At 50.8% G+C, this 12,765-nt stretch carries 12 protein-coding genes; 7 read left to right on the forward strand and 5 right to left on the reverse strand.

Annotated elements, in window-relative coordinates; all coding sequences use genetic code 11:
* Nucleotides 1–11: 11 nt before the first annotated feature.
* Genes hisD through hisIE form a run of 7 tightly spaced genes read left to right on the forward strand, consistent with a single transcriptional unit; the run spans nt 12 to nt 6,116 of the window.
* Entirely contained in the window at nt 12–1,316 is a 1,305-nt protein-coding gene (gene hisD, locus MKS11_RS25480; RefSeq protein WP_004203587.1) for a histidinol dehydrogenase, read from the forward strand.
* Nucleotides 1,313–2,374, forward strand: coding sequence for a histidinol-phosphate transaminase (gene hisC, locus MKS11_RS25485; protein ID WP_259596672.1), 1,062 nt, complete (start codon nt 1,313–1,315; stop codon nt 2,372–2,374). Before hisD ends, hisC begins: the two co-directional genes overlap by 4 nt.
* Entirely contained in the window at nt 2,371–3,438 is a 1,068-nt protein-coding gene (hisB, locus tag MKS11_RS25490) for a bifunctional histidinol-phosphatase/imidazoleglycerol-phosphate dehydratase HisB (RefSeq protein WP_284109759.1), read from the forward strand. The genes hisC and hisB overlap by 4 nt, the downstream gene beginning before the upstream one ends.
* Complete coding sequence (gene hisH / locus MKS11_RS25495) at nt 3,438–4,028, forward strand: imidazole glycerol phosphate synthase subunit HisH (RefSeq protein ID WP_032456356.1); 591 nt, start codon at nt 3,438–3,440, stop codon at nt 4,026–4,028. The genes hisB and hisH overlap by 1 nt, the downstream gene beginning before the upstream one ends.
* Entirely contained in the window at nt 4,028–4,765 is a 738-nt protein-coding gene (gene hisA / locus MKS11_RS25500; protein ID WP_259596673.1) for a 1-(5-phosphoribosyl)-5-[(5-phosphoribosylamino)methylideneamino]imidazole-4-carboxamide isomerase, read from the forward strand. Before hisH ends, hisA begins: the two co-directional genes overlap by 1 nt.
* Nucleotides 4,747–5,523, forward strand: a complete 777-nt coding sequence (gene hisF / locus MKS11_RS25505) for an imidazole glycerol phosphate synthase subunit HisF (protein ID WP_017899707.1) — start codon at nt 4,747–4,749, stop codon at nt 5,521–5,523. Before hisA ends, hisF begins: the two co-directional genes overlap by 19 nt.
* The gene (gene hisIE / locus MKS11_RS25510; protein ID WP_023318677.1) at nt 5,517–6,116 is read left to right on the forward strand and encodes a bifunctional phosphoribosyl-AMP cyclohydrolase/phosphoribosyl-ATP diphosphatase HisIE; all 600 of its coding nucleotides are present in this window, start codon (nt 5,517–5,519) and stop codon (nt 6,114–6,116) included. Before hisF ends, hisIE begins: the two co-directional genes overlap by 7 nt.
* Nucleotides 6,117–6,191: 75 nt before the next feature.
* Here the strand turns inward: hisIE and MKS11_RS25515 are convergent, their stop codons facing one another.
* From MKS11_RS25515 to MKS11_RS25535, 5 genes are all read right to left on the reverse strand, one after another.
* Nucleotides 6,192–9,449 (reverse strand): GT99 family glycosyltransferase N-terminal domain-containing protein, encoded by a 3,258-nt coding sequence (locus MKS11_RS25515; RefSeq protein WP_284109760.1) that lies wholly within the window; start codon nt 9,447–9,449, stop codon nt 6,192–6,194.
* Between the two features lie 3 nt (nt 9,450–9,452).
* On the reverse strand, nt 9,453–10,775 hold the full coding sequence (locus MKS11_RS25520; RefSeq protein ID WP_048295136.1) for an ABC transporter ATP-binding protein: 1,323 nt from the start codon (nt 10,773–10,775) through the stop codon (nt 9,453–9,455).
* The gene (locus tag MKS11_RS25525; RefSeq protein WP_023318680.1) at nt 10,765–11,598 is read right to left on the reverse strand and encodes an ABC transporter permease; all 834 of its coding nucleotides are present in this window, start codon (nt 11,596–11,598) and stop codon (nt 10,765–10,767) included. Before MKS11_RS25525 ends, MKS11_RS25520 begins: the two co-directional genes overlap by 11 nt.
* Nucleotides 11,599–11,627: 29 nt before the next feature.
* The gene (locus tag MKS11_RS25530) at nt 11,628–12,458 is read right to left on the reverse strand and encodes a glycosyltransferase (protein ID WP_023318681.1); all 831 of its coding nucleotides are present in this window, start codon (nt 12,456–12,458) and stop codon (nt 11,628–11,630) included.
* A gap of 90 nt (nt 12,459–12,548) precedes the next feature.
* Nucleotides 12,549–12,765, reverse strand: a 217-nt coding sequence (locus MKS11_RS25535) for a dTDP-4-dehydrorhamnose 3,5-epimerase family protein (protein WP_284109761.1), incomplete at its 5' end; no start/stop codon positions are given.

Raw genomic sequence — 12,765 nt, forward strand, 5'->3', positions numbered from 1 at the left:
GGAAAACAATCATGAGCTTCAACACAATCATCGACTGGAACGGCTGTAGCGCTGACCAACAGCGACAACTCTTAACGCGCCCGGCGATTTCCGCCTCCGACAGCATCAGTAAAACGGTGGCGGAGATCCTCGATAACGTCAAAGCCAACGGCGATGCGGCGCTGCGCGAATACAGCGCGAAGTTTGATAAAACCACCGTCGCCGCGCTGCAGGTGAGCGAGGCGGAGATCGCCGCCGCCGGCGAGCGCCTCAGCGACGAGCTGAAGCAGGCGATGGCGGTGGCGGTGCAAAACATCGAGACCTTCCACAACGCGCAAAAGCTGCAGGCGGTGGATGTCGAAACGCTGCCGGGGGTGCGCTGCCAGCAAGTGACCCGCCCTATCGCCTCCGTCGGGCTGTATATTCCGGGCGGCTCGGCGCCGCTGTTCTCCACGGTGCTGATGCTGGCGACGCCGGCGCGCATCGCCGGCTGTCAGCAGGTGGTGCTCTGCTCGCCGCCGCCTATCGCCGATGAGATCCTCTACGCCGCGCAGCTGTGCGGCGTGAAAACCATCTTTAACGTCGGCGGCGCGCAGGCCATCGCCGCCCTCGCCCTCGGTACCGAGTCGGTGCCGAAGGTGGATAAAATCTTTGGCCCGGGTAACGCTTACGTCACGGAGGCCAAACGCCAGGTCAGCCAGCGTCTGGACGGCGCGGCCATCGACATGCCGGCCGGCCCGTCGGAAGTGCTGGTGATCGCCGACAGCGGCGCCAACCCGGACTTTGTCGCCTCCGACCTGCTGTCGCAGGCGGAACACGGCCCGGACTCGCAGGTGATCCTCCTGACCCCCGACGCCGGGATGGGCAACCGCGTCGCCGAGGCCGTGGAGCGCCAGCTGGCCGCCCTGCCGCGCGCGGAAACCGCCCGCGTGGCGCTCTCCGCCAGCCGGATCATCGTGGCCCGCGACCTGGCGCAGTGCGTGGCCATCTCCAACCAGTACGGCCCGGAGCACCTGATCATTCAGACCCGCCAGGCCCGTGAGCTGGTGGATAGCATCACCAGCGCCGGCTCGGTTTTCCTTGGCGACTGGTCGCCGGAATCCGCGGGCGACTATGCCTCGGGCACCAACCACGTCCTGCCGACCTATGGCTATACCGCCACCTGCTCGAGCCTCGGCCTGGCCGACTTCCAGAAACGGATGACCGTGCAGGAGCTGTCGCGCGACGGCTTTGCCGCCCTCGCCTCGACGATTGAGATTCTGGCCGCCGCCGAGCGCCTTGACGCCCACAAAAACGCCGTAACGCTGCGCGTTGCCGCCCTGAAGGAGCAAGCATGAGCATTGAAGATTTAGCCCGCGCCAACGTTCGCGCGCTGACCCCGTATCAATCCGCTCGCCGCCTGGGCGGGAAAGGCGACGTCTGGCTGAACGCTAACGAATTCCCCACCGCCGTGGCCTTCCAGCTGACCGAGCAGACGCTGAACCGCTATCCGGAGCCGCAGCCGAAGGCGGTGATTGAGAGCTACGCCCGCTACGCCGAGGTTAAACCGGAGCAGGTGCTGGTCAGCCGCGGCGCCGACGAAGGCATTGAGCTGCTGATCCGCGCCTTCTGCGAGCCGGGCGAAGACGCCGTGCTCTACTGCCCGCCGACCTACGGCATGTACAGCGTCAGCGCCGAGACCATCGGCGTCGAGTGCCGCACCGTGCCAACGCTGGCCGACTGGCAGCTCGACCTGCCGGGCATCGAGGCGCAGCTGGACGGGGTGAAGGTGGTCTTCGTCTGCAGCCCGAACAACCCGACCGGGCAAATTATCGACCCGCAGTCGATGCGCGACCTGCTGGAGATGACCCGCGGCAAAGCTATCGTGGTGGCCGACGAAGCCTATATTGAATTCTGCCCGCAGGCGACGCTCGCCGGCTGGCTCAGCGACTACCCGCACCTGGTGGTGCTGCGCACGCTGTCCAAAGCCTTTGCCCTCGCCGGCCTTCGCTGCGGCTTCACCCTCGCCAATGCCGAGGTGATTAACGTGCTGCTGAAAGTGATCGCCCCGTACCCGCTCTCCACGCCGGTGGCCGATATCGCCGCCCAAGTCCTGAGCCCGGAGGGGATCGCCGCGATGCGTCAGCGCGTGGCGCAGATCCTCGACGAGCGCCGCTACCTGGTGGAACAGCTGCGCGGCATCGCCTGCGTGGAGCAGGTCTTCGATTCCGAAACCAACTACGTCCTGGCGCGGATAACCGCCTCCAGCGCAGTGTTTAAATCTTTGTGGGATCAGGGCATTATCTTACGTGACCAGAATAAACAACCTTCATTGAGCGGCTGTTTGCGTATCACTATCGGTACCCGTGCCGAGAGCCAGCGCGTGATTGACGCCTTGACTGCGGAGAATGTATGACCCAGAAGTATCTCTTTATTGACCGTGACGGCACCCTGATTTCCGAACCGCCGGTGGATTTCCAGGTGGACCGTTTCGACAAGCTGGCGTTTGAGCCGCAGGTGATCCCGGCGCTGCTGAAGCTGCAGCAGGGAGGCTATAAGCTGGTGATGATCACCAACCAGGATGGTCTGGGCACCGACAGCCTGCCGCAGGAGGCGTTTGATGGCCCGCACAACCTGATGATGCAGATCTTCGCCTCGCAGGGCGTTAACTTTGAAAAAGTGCTGATTTGTCCGCACTTCCCGGGCGACAACTGCGCCTGCCGCAAGCCGAAAACCCAGCTGGTGCTGCCGTGGCTGGAAGAGGGCGTACTGGATAAAGCCCACAGCTATGTGATTGGCGACAGGGCCACCGACCTTGAGCTGGCGGATAACATGGGGATTATCGGTCTGCGCTATGACCGCGAGACGCTGAACTGGCCGACCATCTGCGAGCAACTGACCCGCCGCGACCGCTATGCCCACGTCGAGCGCATCACCAAAGAGACCCAGGTGGATGTGAAAGTGTGGCTGGACCGCGAAGGCGGCAGCAAGATCCACACCGGCGTCGGCTTTTTTGACCATATGCTCGACCAAATCGCCACCCATGGCGGCTTCCGCATGGAGGTCAACGTCGGCGGCGATCTGTATATCGACGATCACCACACGGTGGAAGATACCGGCCTGGCCCTCGGCGAAGCCCTGAAGCTGGCGCTTGGCGACAAGCGCGGCATCAACCGTTTCGGCTTCGTGCTGCCGATGGACGAGTGTCTCGCCCGCTGCGCGCTGGATATCTCCGGCCGTCCGCACCTGGAGTATAAGGCGGACTTCACCTATCAGCGCGTCGGCGATCTGAGCACCGAGATGGTGGAACACTTCTTCCGCTCGCTCTCTTACACCATGGCGGTGACGCTGCACCTGAAAACCAAGGGCAAGAACGATCACCACCGCGTGGAGAGCCTGTTCAAAGCCTTTGGCCGTACGCTGCGCCAGGCGATCCGCGTCCAGGGCGATGCCCTGCCGTCTTCCAAAGGGGTGCTGTAATGAATGTGGTGATCCTTGATACCGGGTGCGCCAACCTCAATTCGGTGAAATCGGCGATTGGCCGCCACGGCTATGAGCCGGTGGTCAGCCGCGACCCGGAGGTGGTATTGCGTGCCGATAAACTGTTTCTTCCCGGCGTCGGCACCGCCCAGGCGGCGATGGACCAGCTGCGCGACCGCGAACTGATCGACCTGATCAAAGCCTGTACCCAGCCGGTGCTGGGGATTTGCCTGGGCATGCAGCTGCTCGGCAAGCGCAGTGAAGAGAACAACGGCGTCGATCTGCTGGGCATTATCGAGGAAGAGGTGCCGAAGATGACCGACTACGGCCTGCCGCTGCCGCACATGGGCTGGAACCGGGTGTATGCCAAAGCAGGCGATCGTCTGTTCCGCGGCATCGAAGAAGGGGCTTACTTCTACTTCGTGCACAGCTACGCCATGCCGGTCAACCCGTACACCATCGCCCAGTGCAATTACGGCGAGGCGTTCACCGCCGCGGTGCAGAAAGATAACTTCTTTGGCGTGCAGTTCCACCCGGAGCGCTCCGGGAGCGCCGGGGCGCAGCTGCTGAAAAACTTCCTGGAGATGTGATGATTATTCCTGCTTTAGATTTAATCGACGGCACCGTCGTTCGTCTCCACCAGGGCGATTATGGCCAGCAGCGCGACTATGGCAGCGATCCGCTGCCGCGCCTGCAGTCCTATGCCGCTCAGGGAGCGGAAGTCCTGCACCTGGTCGACCTGACCGGGGCGAAGGATCCGGCGAAGCGCCAGATCCCGCTGCTGAAATCACTGGTCGCCGGCGTTGACGTCCCGGTGCAGGTTGGCGGCGGCGTGCGGACCGAGGCGGATGTCGCGGCCCTGCTTGAAGCCGGCGTCGCCCGCGTGGTGGTCGGCTCCACCGCGGTGAAATCCCCGGAGGAAGTGAAAGGCTGGTTTAAACGCTTTGGCCCTGAGCGGCTGGTGCTGGCCCTCGACGTGCGTATCGACGCCGGCGGCAATAAGCAGGTGGCGGTCAGCGGCTGGCAGGAAAACTCCGGCGTGACCCTGGAGGAGCTGGTGGAGAGCTATCTGCCGGTCGGCCTGCAGCATGTGCTGTGCACCGATATCTCCCGCGACGGCACGCTGGCGGGCTCCAACGTCTCGCTGTACGAGGAAGTCTGCGCCCGCTACCCGCAGGTGGCGTTTCAGTCGTCCGGCGGCATCGGCGATCTCAATGATATTGCCGCCCTGCGCGGCACCGGGGTGCGCGGCGTGATTGTCGGTCGCGCGCTGCTGGAAGGCAAATTCAACGTAACGGAGGCCATTCAATGCTGGCAAAACGGATAATCCCCTGCCTCGACGTCCGCGACGGCCAGGTAGTGAAAGGCGTGCAGTTCCGTAATCACGAGATCATCGGCGATATCGTCCCGCTTGCTAAGCGCTATGCCGACGAAGGCGCCGACGAGCTGGTGTTCTATGATATCACCGCCTCCAGCGACGGCCGGGTGGTCGACAAGAGCTGGGTGTCGCGGGTGGCGGAAGTGATTGATATTCCTTTCTGCGTGGCGGGCGGGATCAAGTCGCTGGAAGACGCGGCGCAGATCCTCTCCTTCGGCGCCGATAAGATCTCGATTAACTCCCCTGCTCTTGCCGACCCGACGCTGATCACCCGCCTTGCAGACCGCTTTGGCGTGCAGTGCATCGTGGTGGGGATCGATACCTGGTTTGATGCACAGACCGGCAAGTATCACGTTAATCAGTACACCGGCGACGAGAGCCGCACCCGGGTGACGCAGTGGGAAACCCTCGACTGGGTGGAGGAAGTGCAGAAGCGCGGCGCGGGCGAGATCGTCCTCAATATGATGAACCAGGACGGGGTGCGCAACGGCTACGACCTGCAGCAGCTGGCGAAGGTCCGCGCGGTGTGCCATGTGCCGCTGATCGCCTCCGGCGGCGCAGGCACCATGGAACACTTCCTCGAAGCCTTCCGCGACGCCGACGTTGACGGCGCGCTGGCGGCCTCGGTATTCCACAAACAGATTATTAATATTGGCGAACTGAAAGCGTACCTGGCGGCACAGGGCGTGGAGATAAGGGTATGTTGACTGAACAGCTGGACTGGGAAAAAACGGACGGCATGATGCCGGCCATCGTGCAGCACGCCGTATCCGGCGAAGTGCTGATGCTGGGCTACATGAACAAGGACGCGCTGGAGAAAACCGAAGCCACCGGCAAGGTCACCTTTTACTCACGCACCAAACAACGGCTGTGGACCAAGGGTGAAACCTCGGGCAATGTCCTCAACGTGGTGAGCATCACACCGGACTGCGACAACGATACGCTGCTGGTGCTGGTGAACCCGATCGGGCCGACCTGCCACAAAGGCACCACCAGCTGCTTCGGCGACGCCGGCCACCAGTGGCTGTTCCTCTATCAGCTGGAGCAGCTGCTGGCCGAGCGTAAGCACGCCGACCCGGAGAGCTCCTACACGGCGAAGCTGTATGCCAGCGGCACCAAGCGCATCGCGCAGAAAGTGGGAGAAGAAGGCGTAGAGACCGCGCTGGCCGCCACGGTGAACGACCGCTTCGAGCTGAAGAATGAGGCGTCGGACCTGATGTATCACCTGCTGGTGCTGCTGCAGGACCAGGGGCTTTCATTACAAGATATTATTGCCAACCTTAAGAGTCGGCATAAATAATCTGCAGGATGAAAGAAAAAAGGCTGGAAGCTGAAAAGTTCAGCAACCGGCCTTTATATTTTCAGGTCGAATTTTTTAGCGATTCTTTTTAAATTCTGCAACCTTTTCAGCTAACAGTTTTTCACTGGCTTTTATTAACGATGTATATTGAGAGTTCTCAAAGCCCCATAATGTTGACTGTTGCTCTTCTGCGTATCCTACAAGGAAAGGTAATGTAGTCACGACGACCAGATCTTGAGCTGATTCAACATAGCGGTCAATAGTATTGGTTTCGGCATCAATATTTTTCTCATCCCACTGGCTAATAAGATCCATACCACGGCGAGAATAAATATTCATAACCATACTAGTCATTTTGTCAATGTAGATATACTCAATACCATCCATTACCTTAACATCCAGTACCTTCGTGTCCTCATGCAGATGTGCAATTATGCCAGCAAAAATATGCCATTTAGCCTCAGTACTCTGTAGATGGTTAATAATTTTATTTAATTTATTATCATAATCAACCGGGAAAATAACATCATCTTCACAGATAATCCCCATTTCCGCCTTACTGGCCAGCATGCCTGAAAGCATATATTTATAGCTCATGCCACAACCAATCCAACCAATGCGATAACGGATCCCCTCGAAAAATTGGAATCCATGGGATGGACTAGCGAAAAAAGCTTTCCGGCGGACGGGTGTTTCAGACAATGATAAACAAAGGCGTGGGACATCTCCAGTTTGAAATTGCTCAAATGAGAAAATACTTTTGTATTGTGAAAAATTGAGTTTATCAATCGACAGCAGATAACGTCGCAGATAATAATTATTTTTATTATCTACATTAGTAAAGTGCTTAATTTTTTCTTTTCTTTCGTTGTAATATTCTTTATCAGATAACAAATTCTGAATTTTCTCGACCATTGCCGGAATATCACCGATGGGGCAAAAATCGATCACATCCTGTAGGTCTTCATGCTCTACAATATCTGAACTGCTTTCACTCACTACAGGCGTCCCAAGCGAAATCGTTTCATATAGACGTGTGGTTTCAAGCAACGCATTTTCATAGTAATGAATGTTGACGACGACTTTCGCATTCTTAACCATTCTGGTGAGTTTATCACCGAAAACTTCCGAAGCGACAGTGACATTAAAATGCTTCTTCAATTCCTGAAGATAGGCCTTGCGGCGCTCACAGTTTGGATCGCCATAGAATAGAACATCTGCGTGTATATCACCTTTCTGATCATCCAGTACATAACCGTTATCTGCTAAATGGGCTGGGTAATCTGGAAAGCTGGAAATCGGCATATAAAACAATTTCTGATACGGAATGCCTTTATCCAGTAAATATTCAATATTTTTCAAGGAATAATCAAAAATAGCAACAGCATTATTGAGACGAGAAAAATACTCATCGGTAAACCATCTTGAGTTGACCGACTGCTCCATCTGGAAAGCAATGTAGTTACGGGGCAGTTGTTTGAACATTTGCGGACAAACTACAATGTGCATCTGCCCCATATCCTGCTCAACGGAATAAGCAGTACTGACATGGCCCTTAATTCCGCAATCAAGCAGATTCTTTTCAATCAAATGTGCAACGAATAGGGTATGCTGAGTAGCAAGAATTCTTACCGTCCCAGTATCGACAAATGGCGTAGCTGGTGAAGAGTCGATAGCAGCTCGGCTTAAAACACGTTTAAAACCATCAACCATCCCTGACCAGTTTCCTGACAATAGAAGACGAATAGCCGTTTTATATTTCGATTTTGAAAGAAGTCCACCCGATAAAATATAGCGAGAAAAAACATTATTACCGGAAGTCGTGTATTCCTTCATCATTGCTTTTATAGTGCTAAATTCACCTCGGGAAATCCTACCAGACATACGAACTGGCATGGTTAACTTCCATGACAGACTTCTGCGCATACGATCTACTTCATCTTGTTTGACTGCCAGGGCGGAAACTAATATCTCCCTGTCTTTTGCTGCCAAGTCTGCCGTTTGCTGGAGTTTGGTAATCGCTGCAGCTAATTTTTCGCGCTCAGTAACCTCGGCAGCAAGCTGCGTTTTCAAATCTTCAAGTTGTTTGTTATTCTCGGCTAATGAGTTTTCTAAAATGGTTCTCATGGTGATATCTTTGGAAATCGCTTCGTTTATTAATGTTGACAGCGTATGGCTGTTTTCTTCACGCTCATCCGGCATTTTAGAATAAAATTGCAGGTGTTTACGTACGATATCCAGTTCTGCTGGATGGTCCAACCTGAATCGCAAATATTTCAGATTAAATATAAGTTCAAAGGGCACCAGATAAGCAAACAGATAAAATGCCATGGCATTTACTCTGTTGGGACCTGAGGCCTCCTCAGCGACAAAAGCATAGGAACAATCACCGAGAATATTAGTCTTTTTCTCGCATAAAAGCGCCTCTAAGCCAACGCTTGAGTTAATAGTATAAATAGAATGACATTTTTGAATAAATTCGAGGCTGTTTGCCGATGCATCAATGCTAAATATGTCATCTCGTAAACGAAACAAACTCCCGGGATGCGCCCGAACTAATATATTCTCGAGAGCATGCTGTTGACGAACATAAGAAATTAGAGATATATTCGTAAAATCATGGCTGTAAGCAATGATATTGGAATCGTCTTCTACCTGTAACACAATCCCAGCAACTTGGTTTTCACTTGACGAAGGTAATGAGATTGCTTCAAGAAAATAACGATGCAAATCATTCATTGAGCACGTAATATCAATTTCCGTCTGGCAAGATTCATAGCGTGCCCGAGCCTCGGTATTACCATTAACGCCGGTGAAATCCAGATATGCTGTATTGCGATACATCGGTGCTCGCAATGGCCCGATCTCAAGGTGTATAACCTCTTTATTTAAAGCTCTTGCGACTTTTTCAAGCGATGGACAGTTGCAGATAGAGACAAAAGCATCAACACGTTGAATTATTTCCTTTGTAAGTAAAGAAAATAACTCATTTTCAAGCTCGGAAATAGATTCGGTTAAAAATGTGGTAAATGATTTTATGGGGTCATGATGATGTTGAGCCAACATGGTTTCATACAAAGCATGATCAAGATACAGATATTCATGTCTGGCAAGGCTTTGTTCATCAGGAATAGAATATCCTAAAGATGCCATCGAGGCAGCATCAAACTCCCAACGGGAATGTTGTGTTTCATCGTTTATTACTTCAACATAATCAGGACTTGTGATAAAAAGTATCTTTTCGTTAGAACAATGCAAATACTTTAAAAAAAGCCATAAATAAGGGGCCTTCACCCCTCTGAACGGATAAGGAGGAAGAAAAACAGCAAACATGTTTTACTCTCCATTTGTAATGATTTTTAACGGAGCATGAATGACCCCGCCTAGTTCTCTGGCCGACCAAAACTTTATTTTCATCATCGGGCGACGTTGATCAAGCTCCTCTCGAGCACCGTTGCCAACCATAGCGAGGCCGCAGTGTATTAGGTAATCGCCCGAATTTATAGGCAGCGTTGCTTTATAAACGATACGCTGACTACCTGGACGAAGTGTAATTGGCGAACCTGCGCCAATATTACTATCTCCCCAAATATCCCCTCCCTGAGCTTTGGATATGGAAAGGCCAAGAGCAACATCCTTAATCTCTTCGGTAGCTAATATGTTGAAATCAAATGTAACTTCTTCACCTGATTTGATGAGTGGTTTCTCTGTCAAAGTCGTACCATCTGATTTGTAGATGGTAAGGTTTTTAATAATAGCACGCGCAGTACCAAAACGTTTTTCCCCAATTTCTTCATTAGCAGTATGTAACTGAATGCTTTTGAGGTCTTCCAAACTGCAAGTTTCAGAAGAGCGGTTCTCTGCAAGTTTTGTAGGCTCTGGTTTATCGTTGGCCAGGATCATCCCTTTCTCATAGGCCAGAACTGCAGCGAGAACATCATTGGTATCACCGATTAGTTTTCCGTGTTCCATCACCAGGCAGCGATCAGCATACTCAAGGATGCTGCCTGTTGAATGAGTTACCATAATGATGGTTACACCTTTCGCACGTAATGCTTCCATCCGTTTATAGCATTTATACTGGAAGCCAATATCGCCAACAGCTAACGCTTCATCAACAATCAAAATTTCCGGTTCAACACATGCTTGAACGGCAAAGGCTAAACGGACATACATACCGCTAGAGTATGTTTTTACGGGTTGATCAATGAACTGGCCGATATCTGCAAACTCTTCAATTTCAGCAAACTTAGCCGCAATCTGCTCTTTGGTTAAACCTAATACCGAACCATTTAAATAAACGTTCTCACGACCGGTAAACTCCGGGTTGAACCCAGCACCTAATTCAAGTAATGCAGCAATACGCCCATTAACACGTACATCTCCAGCGGAGGGGGTTAGTGTGCCGCAGATAATCTGCAGCAAAGTCGACTTCCCGGCACCATTTCGTCCAATAATACCTACCGTTTCCCCTTTTTTGATACTGAAGGAAACGTCATCGAGGGCCCAAAACTCACGAAAATAGCAGTTTCGCTCTCTGCGGACCACCTGTTGAAGTTTCGGCACAAAAAACTGTTTTAGACGATCAGTTGGACGCGCATATATCTGATAACATTTACTCAGGTTTGTAACTTGAATGGCAATTTCATTAGAGGACATCAGCAAATCCCTTCCTGGTTTTCTGGAAGAAGGCAAAACCCATCCAGGCTATGACTAAGGCACCCAAAGAATATAAAAACAGACCGATAAAATTAGGCATACCACCCCAAATAAGGACCGTTCGGGCTTGTTCAATAATAAAGGTTAATGGATTGAGCATGATCCAGATATGATACTTTTCAGGCAAGGCGCTTATAGGGAAGAATACCGGTGATAAAAACATTAATACTGTAGTAATGATTACCGTAGTTTGACTTACATCTCTTAGGAATACGCCAAGTGATGCTAAGATCCACGAAATGCCAAGGCAAAAAATAATTAAAGGGAAAAAGACCACAGGTAAAAATACTATGGTCCAATGTAAATATCCATTAAAAATGAAAAACGCCATCAGTAACACACAAAGGCTGATACAAGTATGAAATAATGCCGCAAATAAAGAGATAACAGGCAGCGTTTCCAATGGAAATATAACTTTCTTCACATAGTTTGTATTTCCCAAAATAATCAACGGTGCTTTATTTACCACTTCACTTAAAAAACCATGAACTATCATTCCGACAAATAAAATTATAGCAAACTGTGTCCTACTTTCGTCCCCACCAGTTGACCATCTGGCTTTGAATACCACGGAGAAGACAAAAGTATATACTGTTAACATAAATAAAGGGTTCAGAAAAGACCAAAGCAGGCCCATCACAGAACCTTTATATCTTCCAACAACATCACGTTTAGCCATCTGCAGAATAATACTCCAGTGAGTGGCAATACTGCGCACCACTGCTAATGGTGATGATGAAAGTTTTTGATGAGGGTTTTTCATTTTAAACTCGTATTTTATGGCAAATAATATTAAATTATTTTTTTGGGAATTTCATATATGGCTTGCTTATTATACGCATGTCTTTTACGATCAAGAAACCATCCCCATTTATTAAAATAGGAGACTGCGGAGCGAATATGGTACCAAAGTAATAATTTGCTTTTATACGAACCTTTATTAAAGGCATGGACAATAGTTGTTCCAGGATAATAGTATATTTTGGTTAGCTGTAATGCTCGGCGACATAAATCTACATCTTCCAGATACATAAAGTATCGTTCATCAAAACCGTTAAGTTTTTGTAATAATACATTACTTAATAACATGAAACAGCCAGATACCGTTGGTGGGGAAAATATCTCATCATAGGCTGCATCTTTCAGTTCATATTTAACATCATACTTTATTGCAGTAACTGGAAAGAAACGTCTTAAAAAAAGATTACCGGGAGTAGGTAGTAGACGGCAACTATATTGTCTCTCACCATTTCTATATATTATTTGCGGGGAAACAAAACTATACTCATTTTCCCACGCAAACGAAACTAATTTATCAAGTGACTGCTTATCAAAGCTAATATCCGGATTACATATCAAGAAATAACCGTCAAAGTCTGCACTTGCTTTTATTGCAAGATTATGTCCAGCACCAAAACCACAGTTGTAAGGAGACTTGATATAGCTCACCTTAGGTTCATTCAATGATGCCGCCCACTGACAACCACCATTATCAACGAAGATTATTTTTTCAACGCTCTCTTCATGGCATAATGAGAGAAACGTATCTTTAATATCATCATAGGAATGATTAAATAATACAATAGAAGCGATAACTTTAGGCTTCATTGCTTTATAATTCATTAATCGATTACCTTTAGGATAAAAATTATTTTTTATTATTATTTTTGATAGTAACTTGTGATATCCATTATCGAACAAGAATATTTATACTTAAGCGTAGACTTCCGCAGTGGCCAGAGTATGTGCCCGCAGGTCTTTCTCCGACAGCGACAGCACGCAGTCGCTCAGCGCCGGCCAGTTAATCCCTATCTCCGGATCGTTCCAGATGATGCTCCGTTCTGACTGCGGCGCGTAGTAGTTCGTCGCCTTGTAGACAAACTGCACCGTGTCGCTCAGCGCCATAAACCCGTGGGCGAACCCTTCCGGG

Origin of the sequence: Klebsiella sp. K5-45, from assembly GCF_030128605.1 — a bacterium.
Taxonomy (GTDB): Bacteria; Pseudomonadota; Gammaproteobacteria; order Enterobacterales; family Enterobacteriaceae; genus Klebsiella; species Klebsiella quasipneumoniae.

What these genes read in the sequence shown, in the direction of transcription:
- hisD (WP_004203587.1), top strand. Translation starts at nt 12, where the DNA reads ATGAGCTTCAACACAATCATCGACTGGAACGGCTGTAGCGCTGACCAA.
- hisC (WP_259596672.1), top strand. Translation starts at nt 1,313, where the DNA reads ATGAGCATTGAAGATTTAGCCCGCGCCAACGTTCGCGCGCTGACCCCG.
- hisB (WP_284109759.1), top strand. Translation starts at nt 2,371, where the DNA reads ATGACCCAGAAGTATCTCTTTATTGACCGTGACGGCACCCTGATTTCC.
- hisH (WP_032456356.1), top strand. Translation starts at nt 3,438, where the DNA reads ATGAATGTGGTGATCCTTGATACCGGGTGCGCCAACCTCAATTCGGTG.
- hisA (WP_259596673.1), top strand. Translation starts at nt 4,028, where the DNA reads ATGATTATTCCTGCTTTAGATTTAATCGACGGCACCGTCGTTCGTCTC.
- hisF (WP_017899707.1), top strand. Translation starts at nt 4,747, where the DNA reads ATGCTGGCAAAACGGATAATCCCCTGCCTCGACGTCCGCGACGGCCAG.
- hisIE (WP_023318677.1), top strand. Translation starts at nt 5,517, where the DNA reads ATGTTGACTGAACAGCTGGACTGGGAAAAAACGGACGGCATGATGCCG.
- MKS11_RS25515 (WP_284109760.1), bottom strand. Translation starts at nt 9,449, where the DNA reads ATGTTTGCTGTTTTTCTTCCTCCTTATCCGTTCAGAGGGGTGAAGGCC.
- MKS11_RS25520 (WP_048295136.1), bottom strand. Translation starts at nt 10,775, where the DNA reads ATGTCCTCTAATGAAATTGCCATTCAAGTTACAAACCTGAGTAAATGT.
- MKS11_RS25525 (WP_023318680.1), bottom strand. Translation starts at nt 11,598, where the DNA reads ATGAAAAACCCTCATCAAAAACTTTCATCATCACCATTAGCAGTGGTG.
- MKS11_RS25530 (WP_023318681.1), bottom strand. Translation starts at nt 12,458, where the DNA reads ATGAATTATAAAGCAATGAAGCCTAAAGTTATCGCTTCTATTGTATTA.